Annotated in this window: 21 protein-coding genes; 5 read left to right on the top strand and 16 right to left on the bottom strand. The window is 67.1% G+C overall.

Going from position 1 to position 19951, the window contains the following annotated elements:
• Positions 1-13: 13 nt before the first annotated feature.
• Positions 14-868: a LysR family transcriptional regulator gene (locus tag NHN26_RS10710; protein ID WP_253089471.1), complete on the top strand. Its 855-nt coding sequence runs from the start codon at positions 14-16 to the stop codon at positions 866-868.
• Between the two features lie 4 nt (positions 869-872).
• Here the strand turns inward: NHN26_RS10710 and NHN26_RS10705 are convergent, their stop codons facing one another.
• From NHN26_RS10705 to NHN26_RS10695, 3 genes are all read right to left on the bottom strand, one after another.
• On the bottom strand, positions 873-1685 hold the full coding sequence (locus tag NHN26_RS10705; RefSeq protein ID WP_253089470.1) for a TIGR00282 family metallophosphoesterase: 813 nt from the start codon (positions 1683-1685) through the stop codon (positions 873-875).
• Positions 1686-1833: 148 nt separating this feature from the next.
• Entirely contained in the window at positions 1834-2226 is a 393-nt protein-coding gene (locus tag NHN26_RS10700) for a DUF6858 family protein (protein WP_253089469.1), read from the bottom strand.
• A 70-nt stretch (positions 2227-2296) separates the two neighbouring features.
• Positions 2297-3415 (bottom strand): pyridoxal phosphate-dependent aminotransferase, encoded by a 1119-nt coding sequence (locus tag NHN26_RS10695; RefSeq protein WP_253089468.1) that lies wholly within the window; start codon positions 3413-3415, stop codon positions 2297-2299.
• Between the two features lie 99 nt (positions 3416-3514).
• Here NHN26_RS10695 and NHN26_RS10690 point away from each other — a divergent pair, with 99 nt between their 5' ends.
• Complete coding sequence (locus NHN26_RS10690) at positions 3515-4264, top strand: alpha/beta hydrolase (RefSeq protein WP_253089467.1); 750 nt, start codon at positions 3515-3517, stop codon at positions 4262-4264.
• Between the two features lie 75 nt (positions 4265-4339).
• Here the strand turns inward: NHN26_RS10690 and phaZ are convergent, their stop codons facing one another.
• The gene (gene phaZ / locus NHN26_RS10685) at positions 4340-5608 is read right to left on the bottom strand and encodes a polyhydroxyalkanoate depolymerase (RefSeq protein WP_253089466.1); all 1269 of its coding nucleotides are present in this window, start codon (positions 5606-5608) and stop codon (positions 4340-4342) included.
• 99 nt (positions 5609-5707) lie between these two features.
• On the opposite strand from phaZ, the gene NHN26_RS10680 reads away from it, so the two are divergent.
• The 3 genes from NHN26_RS10680 (at position 5708) to phaR (ending at position 8789) form a co-directional block, all read left to right on the top strand.
• The gene (locus NHN26_RS10680) at positions 5708-7507 is read left to right on the top strand and encodes a PHA/PHB synthase family protein (protein ID WP_253089465.1); all 1800 of its coding nucleotides are present in this window, start codon (positions 5708-5710) and stop codon (positions 7505-7507) included.
• A 126-nt stretch (positions 7508-7633) separates the two neighbouring features.
• A complete protein-coding gene (locus NHN26_RS10675; protein ID WP_132697131.1) occupies positions 7634-8083 on the top strand; it encodes a phasin family protein in 450 nt (149 codons plus the stop codon).
• Between the two features lie 148 nt (positions 8084-8231).
• Entirely contained in the window at positions 8232-8789 is a 558-nt protein-coding gene (gene phaR, locus NHN26_RS10670; RefSeq protein ID WP_253089464.1) for a polyhydroxyalkanoate synthesis repressor PhaR, read from the top strand.
• A gap of 6 nt (positions 8790-8795) precedes the next feature.
• On the opposite strand, the gene NHN26_RS10665 is transcribed toward phaR, so the two are convergent.
• The 12 genes from NHN26_RS10665 to NHN26_RS10610 form a co-directional block, all read right to left on the bottom strand.
• Positions 8796-9998 carry a DegT/DnrJ/EryC1/StrS family aminotransferase gene (locus NHN26_RS10665; protein WP_253089463.1) on the bottom strand — a complete coding sequence of 401 codons (1203 nt, stop codon included), beginning with the start codon at positions 9996-9998 and terminating at the stop codon, positions 8796-8798.
• Between the two features lie 77 nt (positions 9999-10075).
• The gene (locus NHN26_RS10660) at positions 10076-11380 is read right to left on the bottom strand and encodes an NAD(P)/FAD-dependent oxidoreductase (RefSeq protein WP_253089462.1); all 1305 of its coding nucleotides are present in this window, start codon (positions 11378-11380) and stop codon (positions 10076-10078) included.
• Positions 11377-12732 carry a glutamine synthetase family protein gene (locus tag NHN26_RS10655; RefSeq protein WP_253089461.1) on the bottom strand — a complete coding sequence of 452 codons (1356 nt, stop codon included), beginning with the start codon at positions 12730-12732 and terminating at the stop codon, positions 11377-11379. The genes NHN26_RS10660 and NHN26_RS10655 overlap by 4 nt, the downstream gene beginning before the upstream one ends.
• Positions 12733-12736: 4 nt before the next feature.
• Complete coding sequence (locus NHN26_RS10650; RefSeq protein WP_253089460.1) at positions 12737-13414, bottom strand: type 1 glutamine amidotransferase; 678 nt, start codon at positions 13412-13414, stop codon at positions 12737-12739.
• Between the two features lie 205 nt (positions 13415-13619).
• Positions 13620-14951 (bottom strand): glutamine synthetase family protein, encoded by a 1332-nt coding sequence (locus NHN26_RS10645; RefSeq protein ID WP_253089459.1) that lies wholly within the window; start codon positions 14949-14951, stop codon positions 13620-13622.
• Positions 14948-15787: an ABC transporter permease gene (locus NHN26_RS10640; protein WP_253089458.1), complete on the bottom strand. Its 840-nt coding sequence runs from the start codon at positions 15785-15787 to the stop codon at positions 14948-14950. Before NHN26_RS10640 ends, NHN26_RS10645 begins: the two co-directional genes overlap by 4 nt.
• The gene (locus tag NHN26_RS10635; RefSeq protein ID WP_253089457.1) at positions 15784-16665 is read right to left on the bottom strand and encodes an ABC transporter permease; all 882 of its coding nucleotides are present in this window, start codon (positions 16663-16665) and stop codon (positions 15784-15786) included. The genes NHN26_RS10640 and NHN26_RS10635 overlap by 4 nt, the downstream gene beginning before the upstream one ends.
• Positions 16666-16705: 40 nt before the next feature.
• A complete protein-coding gene (locus NHN26_RS10630) occupies positions 16706-17425 on the bottom strand; it encodes a transporter substrate-binding domain-containing protein (protein ID WP_253089456.1) in 720 nt (239 codons plus the stop codon).
• Positions 17426-17456: 31 nt separating this feature from the next.
• Positions 17457-18236 carry an ABC transporter ATP-binding protein gene (locus NHN26_RS10625; protein ID WP_253089455.1) on the bottom strand — a complete coding sequence of 260 codons (780 nt, stop codon included), beginning with the start codon at positions 18234-18236 and terminating at the stop codon, positions 17457-17459.
• A gap of 145 nt (positions 18237-18381) precedes the next feature.
• Positions 18382-18828 carry a tellurite resistance TerB family protein gene (locus tag NHN26_RS10620; RefSeq protein WP_132694455.1) on the bottom strand — a complete coding sequence of 149 codons (447 nt, stop codon included), beginning with the start codon at positions 18826-18828 and terminating at the stop codon, positions 18382-18384.
• Between the two features lie 41 nt (positions 18829-18869).
• Entirely contained in the window at positions 18870-19163 is a 294-nt protein-coding gene (locus NHN26_RS10615; protein WP_253089454.1) for a DUF1330 domain-containing protein, read from the bottom strand.
• 5 nt (positions 19164-19168) lie between these two features.
• A complete protein-coding gene (locus NHN26_RS10610; RefSeq protein ID WP_253089453.1) occupies positions 19169-19951 on the bottom strand; it encodes a 23S rRNA (adenine(2030)-N(6))-methyltransferase RlmJ in 783 nt (260 codons plus the stop codon).

Raw genomic sequence — 19951 nt, 5'->3', positions numbered from 1 at the left:
CAAGGATCGTGATATGCCGCGCCATCTGGACCTGACCGCCCTGCGCTCTTTCGTGGCCGTGGCCGAAGCGGGCGGGGTGACGCGGGCGGCGGGGTTCCTGAACCTGACGCAATCGGCGGTGTCGATGCAGATCAAGCGGCTGGAACAGGCGCTGGGGCTCGATCTGCTGGACCGCTCCGAGCGCCGGGTCCGGCTGACCGCGGCGGGCGAGCAGTTGCTGGGCTATGCCCGCCGCCTGCTGTCGCTGAACGACGAGGTCTATGCCCGCATGACCGCACAGGATTACGAGGGCGAGATCGTTCTGGGCGTGCCGCATGACATCGTCTATCCGGCGATCCCGCAGGTGCTGAACCGCTTTGCCGCCGATTTTCCCCGTGTCCGGGTGCAGCTGATCTCGTCCTACACCACGCGGCTGCGCGAACAGTTCCGCCGCGGCGAGGTGGACCTGATCCTGACCACCGAGGATCGCTGCGGCCCGGGCGGCGAGACGCTGGCCGAACTGCCGCTGGTCTGGGTCGGCGCGATCGGCGGGCAGGCCTGGAAACAGCGCCCGCTGCGGCTGGCCTATGAACATGCCTGCATCTTCCGCCAGGACGTCGAGGAGGCGCTGGACCGGGCCGGCATCCCCTGGCAGATGGCCGTCGAAAGCGACTCGATCCGCACGGTCGAGGCCAGCGTCAGCGCCGATCTGGCGGTGCACACCGTCGTCGAAGGCGCGATGCCGCCCTATGTCGAACGCATCAGCCATGGCGGCGCGCTGCCCGAATTGCCGCGCACCCTGATCGACCTCTATGTCTCGGATGTCGCGCCGGGCCCCACGCTGGAGGCGCTGGCCGGGCTGATCCGGCAGGCCTATCGCGCGGGCTGAGGGCTCAGGGACCGGCCTGCGCCAGCCGCCCGCCCTGGCGTACCATGGCAATGCGCGTGGCCCGCCCGGTACGGTCATCGGTCTCGACAAGGACACCCGAAACCGTCGCCTCGCCCGCGGCCGGGGTGAACCGCCCCTTGGCCATGCCGGTGATGAAACGGCGCATCGGCTCGTCCTTTTCCATGCCGATCACCGAATCATAGTCGCCGCACATGCCCGCATCGGACAGATAGCCCGTGCCGCGCGGCAGAACCTGCGCGTCCGCCGTGGGCACATGGGTATGGGTCCCGACCACAAGGCTGGCGCGGCCGTCGCAGAAGTGGCCCATCGCCATCTTCTCGGAGGTCGCCTCGCAATGCATGTCGACCAGCACCGCTTGCGCCAGCCCGCCCAGGGGATGGGCCTTCAGGACCGGTTCGATGGCCGAGAACGGATCGTCGAAGGGCCGCTTCATGAAGACCTGGCCCAGCGCCTGCGCCACCAGCACCTTGCGCCCGCCGCGCGCCTCGAACAGCCGCGCCCCCCTGCCCGGCGCGCCCTTGGCATAGTTCAGCGGGCGCAGGATGCGCGGCTCCTGCTCGACGAAGCCCAGCATGTCGTTCTGGTCGAAGGCATGATCGCCCAGCGTCAGACAATCCGCCCCGGCATCGAGCAACGCGCGCGCATGCGCCGGGCTGAGCCCCGCCCCCGACGTCGCGTTCTCGCCATTGACCACGACGAAATCCAGCCCCCAATCCGCGCGCAAGCCGGGCAGGCGCGCGATCACCGCATCGCGCCCCGCCCGGCCCATGACATCCCCAAGAAACAGAATTCTCATGCGCAACAGCCCTAGGCCGCGCCACGCCGAAGGGCAAGGCGTTCCGTCACGCCGCCCCTGCGCCCCTGTCCTTCTTCTGGCCCGAAATATCCCGGGGGGAGTCCGAAAGGACGGGGGGCAGCGCCCCCCTGTGCCCGGCGATGCCGTCTCAGGTCCGGTCGGCCAGCGCCTTGCACCAGGCTTCCATCTCGCGCGTCGCGATCTCCATCGGCGGTTCCATGAAGGTGATGTGGAACCGCTCGCCCAGATCGGCCACCCCGATGGACCGGGGCCGGACCGCCAGCACATGGGCGTTCGGCAACGCGATCCCGAAACAGAAGACGATGTTGCGGGCGTCGCGGATCCCTTCGCCGATGGTACCGCCGATCGCGGTGGTATGCGCGAAATGGTCGAAGATGGCGATGAAGGCCACCTTGGGATGGGCGTCGATCCGCGCCCTGAGGGCGGCCATGATGTCATCGACGCTCTGGCAAGAGGTCTCGGACTTGGGCAGGTCCATGTCGAAGACCGGGTATTTCTCCATCAGAAGGGTCTGTTTCATCGCCGCTCCGGGTCTGGGGGTTGATCTCGGCTCATCCTGACCGATCTGCTGCGCGCGGTCAGTGACCAGATCACCGCGCGGCCGAATCCCTTGCATCGGCCAGCGCGCCGGGCAGCGCCTCGGCCAGCACATCCAACTGATCCTCCGGCCCTGCCGAGATCCGGATGCAGCGGTCCAGCGGCGCCACGCCGGGCATCCGCACGAAGACATCGCGCTCGGCCAGTCCGGCCAGCACCGCGCGCGCCAGCGCCCCGTCCCCGCCGCAATCGACGGTGACGAAATTGGTTGCCGAGGGCAGCGCCACCAGCCCGTTCGCGCGTGCGATGGCCCCGATCCGGTCCCGCGCGGCAGCGACCTGAGCGCCGACCTCGGCCAGCCATGCGGGATCGCCCAGCGAGGCCAGCGCGCCCGCCTGGCTGATCCGGCACATGCCGAAATGGTTGCGCACCTTGTCGAAACCCGCGATCAGCGGGGCCGCCCCGATGGCATAGCCCACCCGCGCACCGGCCAGCCCATGCGCCTTGGAAAAGGTGCGGAACCGGATCACGCGCGGGTCGTCGGGGTCGATGGGCGGCGCGGTGCCCTCGGGGGCGAACTCGATATAGGCCTCGTCCAGCACCATCAGCGTGCCCTCGGGCACCGCGTCGATCTTCGCCTGCACGCGCGCGGCCTGGTGCCAGCTGCCCATCGGGTTGTTCGGGTTCGACAGGTAGACAAGCTTCGCCCCCACCCCCCGCGCCCGTGCGATCAGCCCGTCGGGGTCTTCGTGATCGCCCGCAAAGGGAACCAGATGCAGCGCGCCGCCGAAGCCTGCGACATGGTAGTTGAAGGTCGGATAGGCGCCGGCCGAGGTCACGACCGGATCGCCGGGCGCGACCAGCATCCGCACCAGGTAGCCCAGAAGCCCGTCGATCCCCTCGCCGACCATGACATTCCCGGGCGCCACGCCCAGATCGGCAGCCAGTGCCGCGCGCAGGTCGTGGCTGGTGGAATCGCCGTATTTCCAGGCTTCCCGCGCGGCCTCCTGCATCGCGGCGACGGCGCGCGGCGAGGGGCCGAACAGGCTTTCATTGGCACCCAGCCGCGCGCGGAACGGACGGCCACGGGCGCGCTCCTGCGTCTCGGGGCCGACGAAGGGCACGGTGGCGGGCAGGCTGGCCACGAGATCGGTGAAACGGGGTCCGGTCATGGGGCGAGCAAAGCGGAAAAGCCGGGTCCGGGCAAGGGGGGCGGGGTTGCGACCGGCAGCCCGCCTGCCTAGGCTCGCCCCGCCACAGGAGATATCCCGATGCCCGCACCCGAGTTCCTGACCACCCCCGAAGGCCGCCGCCTTGCCCATCACCGCTTGCCGGGCGCGGGGCCGGGGTTGGTGTTCCTCGGCGGCTTCATGTCCGACATGACCGGCACCAAGGCCACGCATCTGGAGGCCTGGGCGCGGGCAGAGGGCCGCGCCTTCCTGCGCTTCGACTATTCGGGGCATGGCCAGAGCTCGGGCGCCTTCGCCGATGGCTGCATCGGCGACTGGTCGGCGGATGCGGCGGCGGCCATCGCCGCGCTGACCGAGGGGCCGCAGGTGCTGGTCGGATCGTCCATGGGCGGCTGGATCGCGCTGTTGCTGGCGCGTGCCATGCCCGAACGGGTCGTGGGGCTGGTGGGCATCGCGGCGGCGCCCGACTTCACCGAGGACAGCATGTGGGCGGGTTTCGCCGAGGCCCAGCGCACCCGGATCATGGCCGAAGGCCGGATCGAGATCCCCTCTGCCTATGCCGACAGCCCCTACACGATCACCCGCCGCCTGATCGAGGACGGGCGCGCAAACCTCGTGCTGCGCACGCCGCTGCGGCTGCCCTTTCCGGTGCGGCTGTTGCAGGGGACGGCGGATGAGGACGTGCCCGTTCCGGTCGCGCTGCGGCTGCTCGACCACATGGACTGCGCCGATGCGCGCCTGACGCTGGTCAAGGGGGCAGACCACCGGTTCTCGGAACCGGACAACCTTGCGTTGGTCGAAGCCGCCATCACGGACCTGACGGCGCGCTGATCGAGCGCGCCACCTGGCTTCTTCTTGGTCCAAATACCCACGCGCCGAAGGCGCCCGCGCCCGGCGGGCGCGGCCTCAGACGGTACGCAGATGCGCGCGGCCGGGTTGCGGGGTGCCGGAATTGGCGTCGATGAAGTCCAGCACCAGCGGACGGATATTGTTGCGCCAACTCTTGCCCGCGAAGATGCCGTAATGGCCCGCGCCGGGTTCCAGGTGGCTGGCCTTCTTCGACTCGGGCAGGGCGGTCAGCAGGTCGAGCGCCGCGATGCACTGGCCGGGGGCCGAGATGTCGTCATTCGCCCCTTCGACGGTCTTGACCGCGACATCGGTGATCGCGGCGATATCGACCTGGCGGCCTGCCACCTTGAAGACATTGCGCGCGATCTCGCGGCGCTTGAAGACACGCTCGACCGTCGACAGGTAGAACTCGGCCGTCATGTCCATGACGGCAAGGTATTCGTCATAGAAGCGGTTGTGCTTGTCGTGGTCCGACGCCTCGCCCTTGGCCGCGCGCAGCACCTGTTCGGAGAACGCCCTGGAATGGCGGTCGCCATTCATCGACATGAAGGATGCAAGCTGCAACAACCCCGGATAGACTAGCCGACCGACGCCCGCATATTTGAACCCGACGCGCTGGATCGCGACCTGTTCGAGCTGGCCCATGGTGACGCGGCGGCCGAAATCGGTGACATCGGTCTTGGCGGCATCGGGGTCGATCGGCCCGCCGATCAGCGTCAGCGACCGGGGCTGGGCGTCGGGGTCCTCGGCGGCCAGGTAGGCGGTCGCGGCCAGCGTCAGCGGCGCGGGCTGGCAGACCGCGATCACATGCGTTTCGGGGCCGAGGAACTTCATGAAATCGACAAGGTAGAGGGTGTAATCCTCCACGTCGAACTTGCCTGCCGAGACGGGGATGTCGCGCGCATTGTGCCAGTCGGTGACGAAGACCTCGCAATCGGGCAGGAGGCTCGCCACGGTCGAGCGCAGAAGCGTGGCATAATGGCCCGACATCGGCGCGACGAGCAGCACCCGGCGCGGCTTCGGTGGACGGCCATGGACCTGGAAATGGATCAGGTCGCCAAAGTGGCGCTGCACGACCTTCTCGACCGAGACGATATGGTCGCGCCCGTCGCCTGCGACCACCGTGTTGATGTTCCAGTCGGGCTTGGCGACCATCCGCGCGAAGGTACGTTCCGTGACCTCGCCCCAGGCCGCGACAAGCCGGAAGAACGGGTTTGGCACCATGCTGACGGCAGGGTAGGAGCCGATGGCCTGCGCCGTCGCGCCGAGCCACTGGTTGGTGGTGCGCGCCGTCTCCATCAGGTCGTAGGTCGCCATGTATTTCATTCGCCACTCCTTTTCCGATAGGATATCGGAGATGCAGGGACAGCGAAAGCCGGGGAGGCGGCATGCTGCAAACGCGAAAAGTAAGGGGGAAACCGCGCCGTGACAACTGAAGAAGATGCGCCGGGCAAGAATCTCGAACGGTTGAACGAGAACCTCGCCAAGCTGGAGGGGCTGACCGAGCGTCTCATGTCGGCGGTGTCGCGCAAGCGGCGGATCGACCCGAACCTGCAGGGGCCGGGCCATGATCTCTACATGAAGGCGGCCGCGGCCTACATGGTCGAGATGATGCGCAACCCCTCCAAGCTGATCGAGCATCAGGTCGCGTATTGGGGCAAGTCGCTGAAGCATTTCGTCGAGGCGCAGGAGGCGCTGGCGCGCGGCACGCTCAAGGCGCCCGAGGACCGAACGCCCCCCGATGCGCGGTTCTCGAACCCGTTGTGGCAGACGCATCCCTATTTCAACTTCGTCAAGCAGCAATACCTGATGAATGCCGAGGCGATCGCCCGGGCGGTGCGCGAGGTCGAGGGGCTGTCGCCCAAGGATGCCAAGCGGCTGGAATATTTCACCCAGCAGATCGTGGACCTGATGTCGCCCGCGAATTTCCTGGGCACCAATCCCGAGGCGCTGGAAAAGGCGGTGGCGACCGACGGGCAGTCGCTGGTGGACGGGCTGGAAAACCTGGTGCGCGACATCGAGGCCAATGAGGGCGAGATCCTCGTCACGCTGGCCGACCGCGAGGCATTCACCGTGGGCCAGAACCTGGCCACCACGCCCGGCAAGGTTGTCTTCCGCAACCGGATGCTGGAGCTGATCCAGTACGCGCCCAGCACCGAGACGGTGCATGCGACACCGCTGATCATCTTCCCGCCCTGGATCAACAAGTTCTACATCCTCGACCTCACGCCGAAGAACTCGCTGATCAAGTGGATCGTGGATCAGGGCTATACGCTGTTCGTGGTCTCCTGGGTGAACCCCGATGCCAGCTATGCCGATGTCGGCATGGACACCTATGTAGAGGAAGGCTATCTGGAAACCATCGCGCAGGTGAAGGCGATCACCGGCGAGGACAAGGTCAATGTCATCGGCTATTGCATCGCGGGCACGACGCTGTCGCTGACGCTGGCGCTGATGGAAAAGCGCAAGGACCGCTCGATCCGCTCGGCCACCTTCTTCACCACGCTCACCGATTTCTCGGACCAGGGCGAGGTGGGCGTCTTCCTCGACGACGATTTCGTTGACGGGATCGAGCGCGAGGTGACCGAGAACGGCTATCTGGACAGTTTCTTCATGTCGCGGACGTTTTCCTTCCTGCGCTCGAATGATCTGATCTACCGGCCCGCGATCCGCAATTACATGATGGGCGAACGCCCGCCCGCCTTCGACCTGCTCTACTGGAACGGCGATTCGACGAACCTGCCGGGGCGGATGGTGGTGGAATACCTGCGCGGGCTCTGCCAGGGGGACCGGTTCGCCACCGAAGGCTTCGAGATCTGCGGCGAGAGGGTGAAGATCTCGGAGGTCAAGGTGCCGGTATTCGCCATCGCCTGCGAGACCGACCATATCGCGGCCTGGGCCTCGTCCTATGAGGGCGTGCGCAGGATTGGCAGCCGGGACAAGACCTTCATCCTGTCGCAATCGGGCCATATCGCGGGGATCGTGAACCCGCCGAGCAAGCGGAAATATGGCCATTACACGAGCGATGCACCGTTGAAGGACACCCCCGCGGACGATTGGCGCGCGAGCGCCGAGTTCCACGAGGGGTCATGGTGGCCGCGCTGGCAGGAGTGGCTGAGCCGCCGTTCCGGCAAGAAGGTGCCCGCGCGCATTCCCGGCGAGGGGCCGCTGGAGGCGCTGTGCGACGCGCCCGGGACCTACGTCCTGGCGGGCAAGACCGCCTGACGGTGTGTCCCCGGCGATTTTTTGCTGCACCGCAGCAGAAAGACTTGAAATGCTGCAGTGCAGCATGTATGTTCTTTTCAGGATCACAGCAGAGGCGGGCGGGTTGCCCGCAAGAGGAGACCCCCAATGGCTGATACCCAAGACTTCACCAAGATGATGCAGGACATGATGTCGGCGTTCTCGATGGACCCGACCGCCATGCAGGACGCGTTCAAGACCCAGGCCGCGCTGGCCGAGAAGATGTCGAAGGTCGCGCTGGAAGCGGCCGAGAAATCGACCGAGATCTCCGCCAAGTGGACCAAGGACACGCTGGCCAAGTTCGGCGAAGTGGCCACCGTCAAGGATGAGCCCACCGACTACACCAAGTCGCTGACCGATTTCGCCTCCGCCTCGGCCGAGATGGCTGCCGAAAACATGGCCGCCTTCGCCGAAGTCGCCAAGAAGGTCCAGATGGAAACCGTCGAGCTGATGCTGGCCGCGGGCAAGGACTTCTCTCAGGACGCCACCACGGCGATGAAGAAAGCCACCACCACCGCGACGAAGACCGTCAAGAAGGTCTCCACCCCGGCGGTGTGAACCACATATTCGAATTGGCCTCGACTCCTCCTCCCTGTCGAATGGTCAATACTGGGGCGGGCCTTGTGCCCGCCCTTTCTTTTTGGCTTTGCAGCGCATAAGCTTGGCTGCGCCGCTCTGCGGCATTGCCATCGAGGGAGGCCCGCCCGTGACCGACGCGAAAGATCCGCTGCTGATCAAGCGCTATGCCAGCCGTCGTCTCTACAACACCGAGACGAGCGATTACGTCACGCTGGAGGATATCGCCAAGGTGATCCGCGAGGGCCGCGAGGTGAAGATCGTCGATCTGAAAAGCGGCGACGACCTGACCCGGCAATACCTGCTCCAGATCATCGCCGAGCATGAAAGCAAGGGCGAAAGCGTGTTGCCGATCAACGTTCTGACGGATCTGGTGCGCAGCTATACCACCTCGGCCCATTCGATCGTGCCCCAGTTCCTCGCGCAAAGCTTCGACATGCTGCGCGAGAGCCAGTCGAAGATGATGGAGAACATGGGACGGATGAACCCGATCGCCGCCATGCCCGGCTTCGAGGCGCTGAAGGCGCAGCAGGAGGCGTTCCTCAAGGCGATGACCGGGGGCTGGGCAAGCGCCAGCTCCGGACCCGCGCGCGACGACGAGGACGGGGGCGCGGACCGCGCCGAACTGGAAGATATCCGCCGCGAGCTGGCCGAGTTGCAGCGCAAGCTGTCCCAGCTGAACGGCTGATCCGCCTCAGGTGCCGTAGGCGCGGGTCTCGATGCCCTTCACCGCTTCGGCCGCGGCAACCAGCGCATCCGCAATCAGATCGAGTTCCACACGGGTGAGCTTGGCCGGCAGGCGGGTATCGCAGGCCCGCATCAGCATCGCGCGCGTTCCTGGCAGGTCGGGCAGCGGCCCTTCGATGAACTGCCAGTTCCAGAAGGCGCGGGCATTGTCCCGGCTCAGTCCGAAGACCTGCACCGAAACGCCGCGCGCTGCGGCCTCGTTCTGGAAGGCGACGGCCTCGGCATCGCTCTCGAAGCCAACCAGGTTGAACTGGATTGAGTCGGGCGCGCGGGTTTCGGGGGGCAGGGGGGGCGGCACGTCGAACCACGGGCAGGCGTTCAGCCGCACCGCGACGTGATCGTGGTTCGCCCGCCCGTCGCGCACGCGGCGGTCGATCTCGGGCAGTTGCGGACGGATCACCGCGGCCGACAGGTTCTGCATCCGCATGTTGTAAAGCGGCAGGCGGTTCTGCCAGCGGGCAAAGCTGTTCAACAGCCCGTCATGTTTCTTCCAGTTATGCTCATAGGCGCCCGACATGATGACCGCGCGCGCGGCAAGGTCGGGGTCGTCGGTGACCAGCATGCCGCCTTCGCCCGCGTTCACCAGCTTGTAGGACTGGAAGCTGAAGCAGCCGATGGCGCCCAGCGTGCCGATCCTGCGGCCATGCCAGAGCGTGCCCAGCGAATGGGCCGCATCCTCGATCACCGGGATCTGGCGTTCCGCGCATAGCGCAAGGATCGCGTCCATGTCCGAGGTATGGCCGCGCATGTGGCTGATGAGGACGGCGGCGATGCCGGTGTCGAGTTTTGCGGCGAAATCGTCGATGTCGATCCGGTAATTCGCGCCGACCTCGACCAGCACGGGCTGGCAATCGGCATGGATCACCGCCGAGGGCACGGCAGCGAAGGTGAAGGCGGGGATCAGGACGCGCGCGCCGCGCGGCAGGTCCAGCGCCTTGAGCGAGAGAAACAGCGCCGCCGAACAGGACGAGACGGCGACGGCGAAGCGCGTGCCCATCAGGGTCGCGAACTCGCGCTCCAGCAGCGTCACAGGCGCATCGGCGGCGGCGTTGTAGCGGAACAGGTCGCCCGATTGCAACAGCCGGTCGATCTCGGCCCGCGCGGCCTCGGGGATCGGTTCGGCGTCGTGGACATTGGGGGCGAGGGGCATGGGTTCGCCTTTCCTGAACTGCGCTTTCGAATTTCCTGTAAAGGAAAGCCCGGCCGCGGACAATGCCGCGCCAGGGGTCAGATGCCCAGCCGGTCGCGCAGGCCGAACCACGCCATCGCCAGTACCAGAAGCGGGCTGCGCAGCGCAGCGCCGCCCGGGAAGGGGGGGCAGGGCAGGCGGGCGAGCGTGTCGAAGCCCTCGCTCTGGCCTTGCGCGGCCTCGGCCAGCAAGCGGCCCGCAAGGGTGGCCAGCGCCACCCCATGCCCGGAATAGCCGCCCGCCGACAGGATGCCCGGCGCAGGCGCGGCAAGATGGGGCAGGCGGGTGCGGGTGATCGCCAGCGTGCCGCCCCAGGCATGGGTCAGGGCCACATCCGCCAGATGCGGAAAGACCTGAAGCATCGGCTTGCGCACCTTGGTGCGGATGTCTTCGGGGAAGCGGTAGCCATAGCTTTCGCCGCCGCCGAACAGAAGCCGCCGGTCCGGTGTCAGGCGGAAGTAATTGACCACGAAGCGACTGTCGGCCACCGCGATGTCGCGTGCCAGCACCGTTGCCGCGCGCGCGCCGAGCGGTTCGGTCGCGACGATGAAATTGTTGATCGGCATGACCCGGGCAGCCACATGCCGGTCGAGTCCGCCCAGATAGCCGTTCGCCGCGAGGATCACCCGGTCGGCCGTCACGCGGCCGCTTTCGGTGACCACGACGGGCCGCGTCCCCGGCTCGATGCGCTGGACCAGCGTGCCCTCATGCAGATGCGCCCCGGCCGCGGCGGCGGCCTGCGCCAGCCCCAGCGCATAGGCCAGCGGGTTCAGATGCCCCGCGCCCCAGTCGATCACCCCGCCGCGATAGGCGGGCGATCCCACAAGCGCGCGCATCTCGTCCCGGGTCAGCGGCTCGACCAGATCGTAGCCATAGTCGCGGCGCAGCTTTTCGGCATAGCCATGTGCGTCCGCCACACCGCGCGCGGTCCATTCGGCATAGGCCACGCCGGGGCGGTAGTCGCAGCCGATGGCGTGCCGCGCGATCAGATCGGCAACCAGCGCGCGCGCATCCTCGGCCAGATGCCAGAGTCGGGTGGCGGCCGCATCGCCCAGCATCCGCTCCAGCGCGTCCTGATGCAGCCGCTGGCCCGATCCGACCTGCCCGCCATTGCGCCCCGAGGCGCCGAAGCCCATCCGATGCGCCTCGACCAGCACGACATCGGCCCCGGCCTCGGCCGCGTGCAGCGCCGCCGACAGCCCGGTATAGCCGCCGCCCACCACGCAGATATCCGCCCGCATGTCGCCCCTGAGTGGCGGGAAAGGGTCCAGCGGCGGCGTGACCTCGGCATACCAGCTTGCCGGCCAGGCGCCGCGGCGGTCGTTGGCGAACAGGAGGTTCATACGTTCAGCAAGAGATGCTCGCGTTCCCACGGGCTGATGACCTGCAGGAACTCCTTGTATTCCAGTGTCTTGACCGACTCGTAGACGGCGCAGAACTCCTCGCCCAGAACCTCGCGCATCGCCGGGGACGCGCCGAAAAGGTCCAGCGCCTCGGACACGTTGCGCGGGATCGACTCGTCGCCGGAATAGGCGTCGCCCTTGTATTCGGGTTTGGGCTGGGCGCCCTCGACCAGGCCCAGATAGCCGCAGGCGAGCGACGCCGCGATGCCCAGATAGGGGTTGCAATCCATCCCGGCCAGCCGGTTCTCGACCCGGCGTGCCTCGGGTTCGGCGACCGGCACGCGCAGCCCGGTGGTGCGGTTGTCGCGCCCCCATTCCAGATTGATCGGTGCGGCAAAGTCGGGGACGTAGCGGCGATAGCTGTTCACATAGGGCGCAAGCAGCGCGACGACCGATGGCATATGCGTCTGCAACCCGGCGATGAAATGCATGAAGGCCGGGCTTTCGCCGCCATCGGATTCCGAGAAGATGTTGCGGCCCGTCACCGTCTCGACCACCGAATGGTGGATGTGCATGGCCGAACCGGGCTCGTCCTCGATCGGCTTGGCCATGAAGGTGGCGTAGCAGTCATGCCGCAGCGCCGCCTCGCGGATCAGTCGCTTGAAGAAGAAGATCTCGTCGGCCAGCCGCACCGGATCGCCATGGCGCAGGTTCAGTTCCACCTGACCGGCGCCGCCTTCTTGCAGGATGCCGTCGATCTCCAGCCCCTGGGCCTCGGCGAAATCGTAGATGTCGTCGATCACCGGGCCGTATTCGTCCACCGCGCTCATCGAATAGGCCTGCCGCGCGGCGGCCTTGCGGCCTGACCGGCCGATCGGTGCCTCCACCGGCTCGGCGGGGTTCACGTTGCGCGCGACGAGGAAGAATTCCATCTCGGGGGCGACGATGGGTTTCCAGCCGCGCGCGTTGTAAAGCCCGACGATCCGTTTCAGCACGTTGCGCGGCGCGATGGAAACCGGGTTGCCCGCCTGATCGGAAATGTCGTGGATCACCTGAAGCGTGAGGTCGGCCGTCCAGGGCGCGGCCGTCGCGGTGGTGAAATCCGGCGTAAGGATCATGTCGGGTTCGGTGAAGGCCTGGCCCGGAATGTCGGCCCAGTCGCCGGTGATCGTCTGCAGGAAGATCGAGTTCGGCAGATAGAACCGGGCCTGGGTGGCGAATTTCGAGGCGGGCATCGCCTTGCCGCGGGCGACACCTGCAAGATCGGCGACGATGCATTCCACCTCGTCGGGTTTGCGCCCGCCAAGATAGGCCGTCGCGGCCTCGGGAAGCTGGTCGAGCCAGTGGGACATCGGATTAGCGCCTTTCGGTGAAGAACCGCGCGATGCGCGCGGCCATGGCCTCGGAATCGGTGGGCGGGTCCAGCCGCGTGCGCGCCTCGGCCAAAACGGGCTCGGGCACCAGCCCCGGCGCCCGGGTCTGCATCAGTCCGGCGATGAAGCCCCGGTCGAATTCGGGATGCGACTGAACGGAAAAGGCCCGGTCGTCATAGATCAGCGCGGCATGGGCGCAGAAATCGTTGCAGCCGACTGTCCGGGCACCTTCGGGCGGGCGGAGCACCTGGTCCTGGTGCCAGGCGTTCAACCGGTAGGTCCGCCCCTCGATCCGGTAATCGGTCGGCCCGACCGCCCAGCCGCCCGCGAATTTCTCGACCTGTCCGCCGAGCGCCCGGGCGATGATCTGATGGCCGAAACAGATGCCCACGACCGGAACCGCGGCTTCCATTGCGGCGCGGATGAACCCTTCCAGCGGCGGGATGAAGGGATGGTCCTCGTAGACGCCATGGCGCGAGCCGGTGATCAGCCAGCCGCCCGCGTCAAGGGGCGAGGCGGGAAAGTCCATCGCCTCGACATCATGGGTGACGAAGTCGAATCCGTGGCCCGCAAGCAGGTGCGTGAACATGTCGGGATAATCGCCATGCGCTGCCCGAAGACTTTCGGGCGCATGGCCGGTCTGCAATATGCCGATCCGCATTTCGGGGTCTCTGGTTTATGCGCCGCCAACCTAGTCAGCGGCCCGGGGACGGACAACCCCCTCCATGGACGTCTCGTCCGCTCTTTCTTTCCGGTCCTTCTTCTGGCCCCAAATATCCCGGGGGGAGTCCGAAGGACGGGGGGCAGCGCCCCCCGCCCGGTCGCCCGGCGCAAGCCGGGCGAAATCCCTCCGGATGTCTGCCCTGTCAGACCGTGTCGAGGTAAAGCGCAAGCCGGGCGTCTTCATCCAGGTCGGCCACCCGGCGCGCCTCCTGACGCTTGGTCATCGCGAGGTTTCGGATCAGGCCGGGCGCGAAGATCCGCGCGATCAGCGGGCTGGCCTCGAAGGCGTCGATCGCGCCCTCCCAGCAGGTCGGGATCTGGGGCAGATCCTGCAGATAGGCGTTGCCGGTGACCGGCGGGGGTGGCGTCAGATCGTCCTCGATGCCGATCAGCGCCGCGCCCAGAACCGCCGCGATCAGCAGATAGGGGTTGATGTCGCCGCCGGCCACGCGATGTTCGATGCGGCGTGCGCGCGGGCTTCCGCCGGGGATGCGCAGCGCCGCGGTGCGGTTCTCCTGCGCCCAGCAGATCCGTGTCGGCGCATGTGCCCCGGGCACCAGCCGCTCATAGCTGTTGGCATGCGGCGCCAGCACCAGCGTCATGTCGGGCAGCGCGGCAAGACAGCCTGCGACCGCGGCGCGCAGCCGTCCGGGGCCATCCGGGCGGGCATCGTCGAAGAGGTTGGCGCCCGTGCTATCGAGCACCGAGAAATGCATGTGCAGCCCATTGCCCGCATGGTCGGGATAGGGCTTGGCCATGAAACTGCCCGCCATCCCGTGCCGCCGCGCCAGTCCCTTGACCAGCATCTTGAAGAGCCACGCATCATCCGCGGCGTTCATCGCCGGGCCGTGCATCAGGTTGACCTCGAATTGGCCCATCCCAGCCTCGGAAATCGCGGCATCCGCCGGGATGTCCATCGCCTCGCATGCGTCGTAGAGATCGGTGAAGAAGCCGTCGAAGGCGTCGAGCGTGCGCAGGCTCAGGATCTCGGCCGCCTCGCGCCGCTTGCCCGAGCGCGGCGAGCGGGGCGGTTGCGGGACGCTTTCGCTGTCGTCGACGAGGTAGAATTCCAGCTCGGTGGCGACCTGCGGCTGCCAGCCACGCGCGGCATAGGCATCCAGCACCCGCGCCAGCGCCTGGCGCGGGCAGCCCTCGAAGGGCGCCCCGTTCTCGGTGAACATCCAGACAGGCAACAGGGCACTAGGCGACTCGAGCCAGGGCATCGGCACGACGCCGCGTCCCGTGGGGCGCAGCACGCCATCGGCGTCGCCCGTCTCGAAGACCAGCGGGCTGTCCTCGATATCCTCGCCCCAGATGTCGAGATTGAGCGCCGAAAGCGGAAAGCGCGCGCCCTCCTCGGCGGCCTTGGCGGCAAAACGCGCGGGCAACCGCTTGCCGCGCGCCTGACCGTTCAGGTCGCACGCACCGATGCGGATCGTGCGCACTTCGGGATGGGTGTCGAGCCAGGCGATCATCGCACGACCTGCGGGCGGATGCGCAACCGGGGACGGGCCTCGGGCGGCAGGTGGCGGTTCAGGCGGCGGTTGATCAGTCCGAAGATCGCGATGATGACAAGCGTCATCAGGATGAAATAGCCCGCCACGATCGGATAGGCGACGAAGGGGTTGAAGGTCTTGTCGGCGAAGTATTTCGCGTAGTAGAGCGCGTCGCCCTTCTGCTGCCAGGCCGGGAAGCCGGAGAAAAAGACCAGCGTGGTGGCGTGGAACAGGAAGATCGCCTCGTTGGTATAGGCGGGCCAGGCAAGCCGCAGCATCGTGGGCCAGACCACCCGGCGAAACCGCGCCCAGCCCGACAGGCCATAGGCGTCGGCGGCCTCCAGATCGCCCCTGGGCACCGAGCGGAGTGCGCCATAGAAGATCTCGGCCGTATAGGCGGCGGTGTTCAGGAACAGCACGATCAGCGCCCCCGCCCAGGCCCGCGTCAGCCAGCGCGTATCGGCGGTGATCTCGACGAAGATCAGGTCCAGCGTGAGGCCCGCCTTGGGCAGCAGCACGAACGCCTCGTAGGCAAGGAAGAACTGGATGAACAGCGGCGAGCCGCGGAACAGGAAGATGAACCATTCCGCTGGCTTGCGCAGGGCGACCAGCGGGCTGAGCCGCGCCAGCGCCACGGCGGTCGCAAGGAAGAAGCCCGCAAGCAGCGCGAACAGGCCGAAATAGACGTTCCAGATCATCCCGGACCCGATCAGGGTGACCTGTTCGCAAATGGTGAAGCCCGAACGCGGCAACAGACGCTCGCCGATCCCGACCGAGCGCAGCGCGTAATCCTGTATGGTCTGAAGACAGCTCATGCGGCGGCCTTGCGCTGGGCTTCGCCCGCCAGCGTTGCCTGACCATGCGAAAGCCGCGCGTTCAGTCGGCCCAGCACCACCTCGGAAATCTTGGTCAGCCCCAGATAGAACACCAGAAGCCCGAGGAAGTAATAGATCCGCCAGTCGGGATGGGGATAGGCATAGATCGAGGTCTTGGCCCCGCCCAGTTCCCGTGCCCAGTAGACGATGTCCTGCACCCCCAGCAGGAACAGCAGCGGCGTGGCCTTGATCAGGATCATCCACAGGTTCGACAGGCCGGGCAGCGCAAAGATCCACATCTGCGGCACGAGGATGCGCCAGAAGGCCTGGGCGTGGGTCATGCCATAGGCCTCGGCGGTTTCGATCTGGGCACGCGGCACTGCGCGCATTGCGCCATGCAGCACATTCGCGGCGAAAGCGCCGAAGACCACCGCGAAGGCCGTGACCGCCAGCGCGAACCCATAGGTGTCATGCACCCATTGCGGGCTGGAGGACAGCGGCAGCTTGGCCTGGGCGCAGACCACGAAATCGCTGCCGCGCCGGACGGGTTCGGTCCAGTCGGGGCAGATCGTCTTGTGCCGGACCCATTCCAGCGCCTGGTCCAGTGCGATCGGCACGAAGAGGAAGAAGATGATGTCGGGCACGCCACGCACCATCGCCGTATAGGCCCGGCCCAGCCATTGCACCGGCCAGAGCCGCGAGCGTGTCGCCATCGCACCGGCGAAGCCGAAGGCCAGCGCCGCAGGCGCGGTGATCGCAAGCAGCGCCATCACCGTGCCGAACGATGCATAGAACGCCATGTGCTTGCCGCTGGTCAGGTAGCAGGCAAGCCAGTGAAGCCCTTCGAGGGTGGACGGATCGGCGCAGGACGCGAACATGGCGGGTCAGGGGCGGCGCGGGGCCGCCCCGCTCATCGGGTCAGAACAAGGGCGATTCGGCGCCGAGCCACTTGGCGATCAGCTCGTTCAGCGTGCCGTCATCCTTCATCGACTGGATCGCCGCGTCGAACTTGTCGCGCAGTTCGGGGTCGGACTTGCGGAACGCTGCCCCGATGCCGCCGCCAAGCTGCACGTCCTCGCCGACGAAGACCAGATCGCCCTCGGCCACATAGGGAGACAGGAAATCCTTGTCCGCCAGCGCCGCATCGGCCTCGCCCTTGCGCACGGCCGCGATCGTGTCCTCGGGATTGGCGAATTCCAGCAGCGTTGCGCCGGTATCGACCACGTGATTGGCCTGGATCGTGCCGGTCTGGGCCGCGACCACGCCGCCCTCGATATCGGCATCCTCGGCCAGTCCGACATAGGCCGAAACCGAGGGAGGCGTGTATTCCTGCGCGAAATCCACCACCTGCTTGCGCTCGTCCGTGATGCTCATGCCGGCGATGATGACGTCGTAATTGCCCGAGACGAGGTTCGGAATGATCGAATCCCAGTCATTCGTGACCCAGACGCAGTTCAGCGCGGCGCGGATGCACAGCTCGTCGCCCAGTTCGCGCTCGAACCCGTCGACCTGGCCGTTGTCGTTGATGAAATTGTAGGGAGGATAGGCGCCTTCGGTGCCAAGGCGGACGACATCCTGTGCAAGGGCAAGGCCCGCCGAAAACGCAAGCGCGGCGGTGCCGAGGATCAGGGACTTCATGGTTACTCTCCCGTTGGTCTGGTTGGGCGGTTCAGGCCGCCACGGTTGCACTTAGAAACTGCTTGAGACGCTCGGACCTTGGCGCGCCGAACAACTCGTCGGGCGGGCCTTCTTCCTCGATCAGGCCCTGATGCAGGAAGATGACATGGTCCGACACATCCGCCGCCAGCCGCATGTCATGGGTGACGATGATCATCGTGCGCCCCTCCTCGGCCAGCGCCTTGATGACGCGCACCACCTCCTGTTCCAGTTCGGGGTCAAGCGCCGAGGTGGGTTCGTCGAACAGAAGCGCGCGGGGCTGCATCGCCAGCGCCCGCGCGATCGCGGCGCGCTGCTGCTGGCCGCCCGAAAGCTGCGCGGGCCAGGCATCGGCCTTGTCGCCGATCCCCACCTTGTCGAGCAGCGCGCGGGCGCGGGTCTCGACCTCGGCCCGATCCTCGCCCAGCACGGAGATTGGGGCCTCCATAACGTTCTGGAGAATGGTCATGTGCGCCCAGAGATTGAACTGCTGGAACACCATCGACAGGTTGGTGCGGATGCGGATGACCTGACGGCGGTCGGCGGGTTGGCGGTTCGGGCCGATGCCGCGCCATGTGACGGGCTCGCCCTCGAACAGGACCTCGCCCTGCTGGCTGTCCTCGAGCAGGTTGGCGCAGCGCAGAAGCGTCGACTTGCCCGAACCGGACGAGCCGATCAGCGAGACGACATCGCCCCGATGCGCGGCAAGGCTCACGCCCTTGAGGACCTCCAGAGCGCCATAGCTCTTGTGAAGGTCGCGGATTTCAAGGACGGGCGGTGTTGCGTCTGTCACGAAGGGTGGCTTTTGTTGCTTGACGGCCCCGAAGTAGGACGCGATTCCGCTGCGATTGCAACGGGGAACCTACGGAAGGCGCGGGCTGCGCCCAGGATTTGGGCAGTTGCGTCCGATCCGCTCGCCCGTGGGTTTTGCGCGCCCTTCAGCTGCTGCGCCGGGTCTCGGCCCGGTGGCGGGCCAGCGCGCTGTCGCGGTCGTTCACGCCCAGCAGGTTGGCCACCAGCCGCAACAGCCCGTCCTCGGCCTCGTCACGGATGCCATCGGCCAGAACCACGTCCCACAGCGCCTCGATCACGCCTTCGCGCTCCTCGTAGGGCACGGCGTCCTTGATCGCGCGGGTGAAGCGGACGGTATCGGGTGCCTCGGCTTCCAGCGCCTCGGCCCGCAGGCGCAGGGCATGGGCGTCCGCAGGTGGCAGGCCGTAGCGGGCGGCAAGGATGCGGTCGATCCGCTCGGCCTCTTCATGGGCGTATTCGCCATCGGCGCGCGCAATGCGCACCAGAAGCGCGCCAAGCGCGAGGCGCGCATCGTCATCGGGCAGGCGGTCGGGGTCGGGCCGGAACAGCCGGCTGAGGAAATCGGCGAACATGGGGGTGATATACGATGCCTGCGCGCGCCGGAAAAGCGGGTTCAGCCCTCGTAGCCCGCGACGATCACCAGATCGCCCTCGGACACGGGGTCGCGCAGGGCGCGGGCGGCCTGGTAGGCGGGGCTTTCATAGCAGGCAAGCGCGGCCTCGAGGCTGGGAAACTCGATCACCACGGTCCGCCTGCGCGCAGCGCCCTCGCGCAGCTGCTGCTCGCCGCCCCGCACCAGAAAGCGCGCGCCGTATTCGGCGAAGGGCGCGGCATTGGCGGCCTTGTAGCGTTCATAGGCGTCCGCGTCGTGCACGTCGACATGGGCGACCCAGTATCCCTTGGGCATGGTCTTCATCCTTTCAGACTGGCGAAAAGGGCGGTGAGGCGGGCGGCCTCGTCTTGCGCGCCCCAGGGCGGGTTGGCGATGAACATGCCCGAGCCGATCAGGCCATGTCCCGGCCGCGCCGGGGGAAAGCGGACCTGATGATCCAGCGCGTCCGGGAAGGATTCGCAAAGCGCGGCGATCATCGGGGCATGCGGCGCGGCGGGCAGGATCGGATACCACAGGGCCAGCGTGCCCACCGCCCATTTGCGGTGGATCGCGGCAAGGTGGCCGGGGATCGCGGCATAATCGGCCTTCACCTCGAAGCTGGGGTCGATCAGCATCAGCCCGCGCCGGGGCGTGGGGGGCACCAGCGCGCGGGCAGCGCGAAAGCCGTCCTCGGGGCGCAGATGCGCACCGAACGGGGCCATGACCTGCGACAGCGCCTGATATTCCTGCGGATGCAGCTCGGCCAGGTGCATCACATCGCCCTTGCGCAGCGACAGCGCTGCCAGAAGCGGCGAACCGGGATAGGCGGTGGCGCCGAACCGCGCGCGAACCTCGACCAGGCGCCGCCGGTAGGGGTGGTCGGCGGGCAGCCGTCCCTCAAGCGCACCGATGCCCGCTGCTGCCTCGCCGTTCCGGACCGCCTCGGGCGCGGCAAGATCGTAGAGACCGCGCCCGGCATGGGTCTCGATATAGCTCAGCGGCTTGTCCTTGCGGGTCAGGTAGTCGAGCATCGCGCAAAGAAGCGCGTGCTTGTGCACATCGGCCAGGTTTCCCGCGTGATAGATATGCTGGTAGGAGAGCAT

This window comes from Rhodovulum tesquicola, assembly GCF_024128855.1.
GTDB classification, from domain to species: domain Bacteria; phylum Pseudomonadota; class Alphaproteobacteria; order Rhodobacterales; family Rhodobacteraceae; genus Rhodovulum; species Rhodovulum tesquicola.
This window is presented reverse-complemented; position numbering and strand designations above follow the sequence as displayed.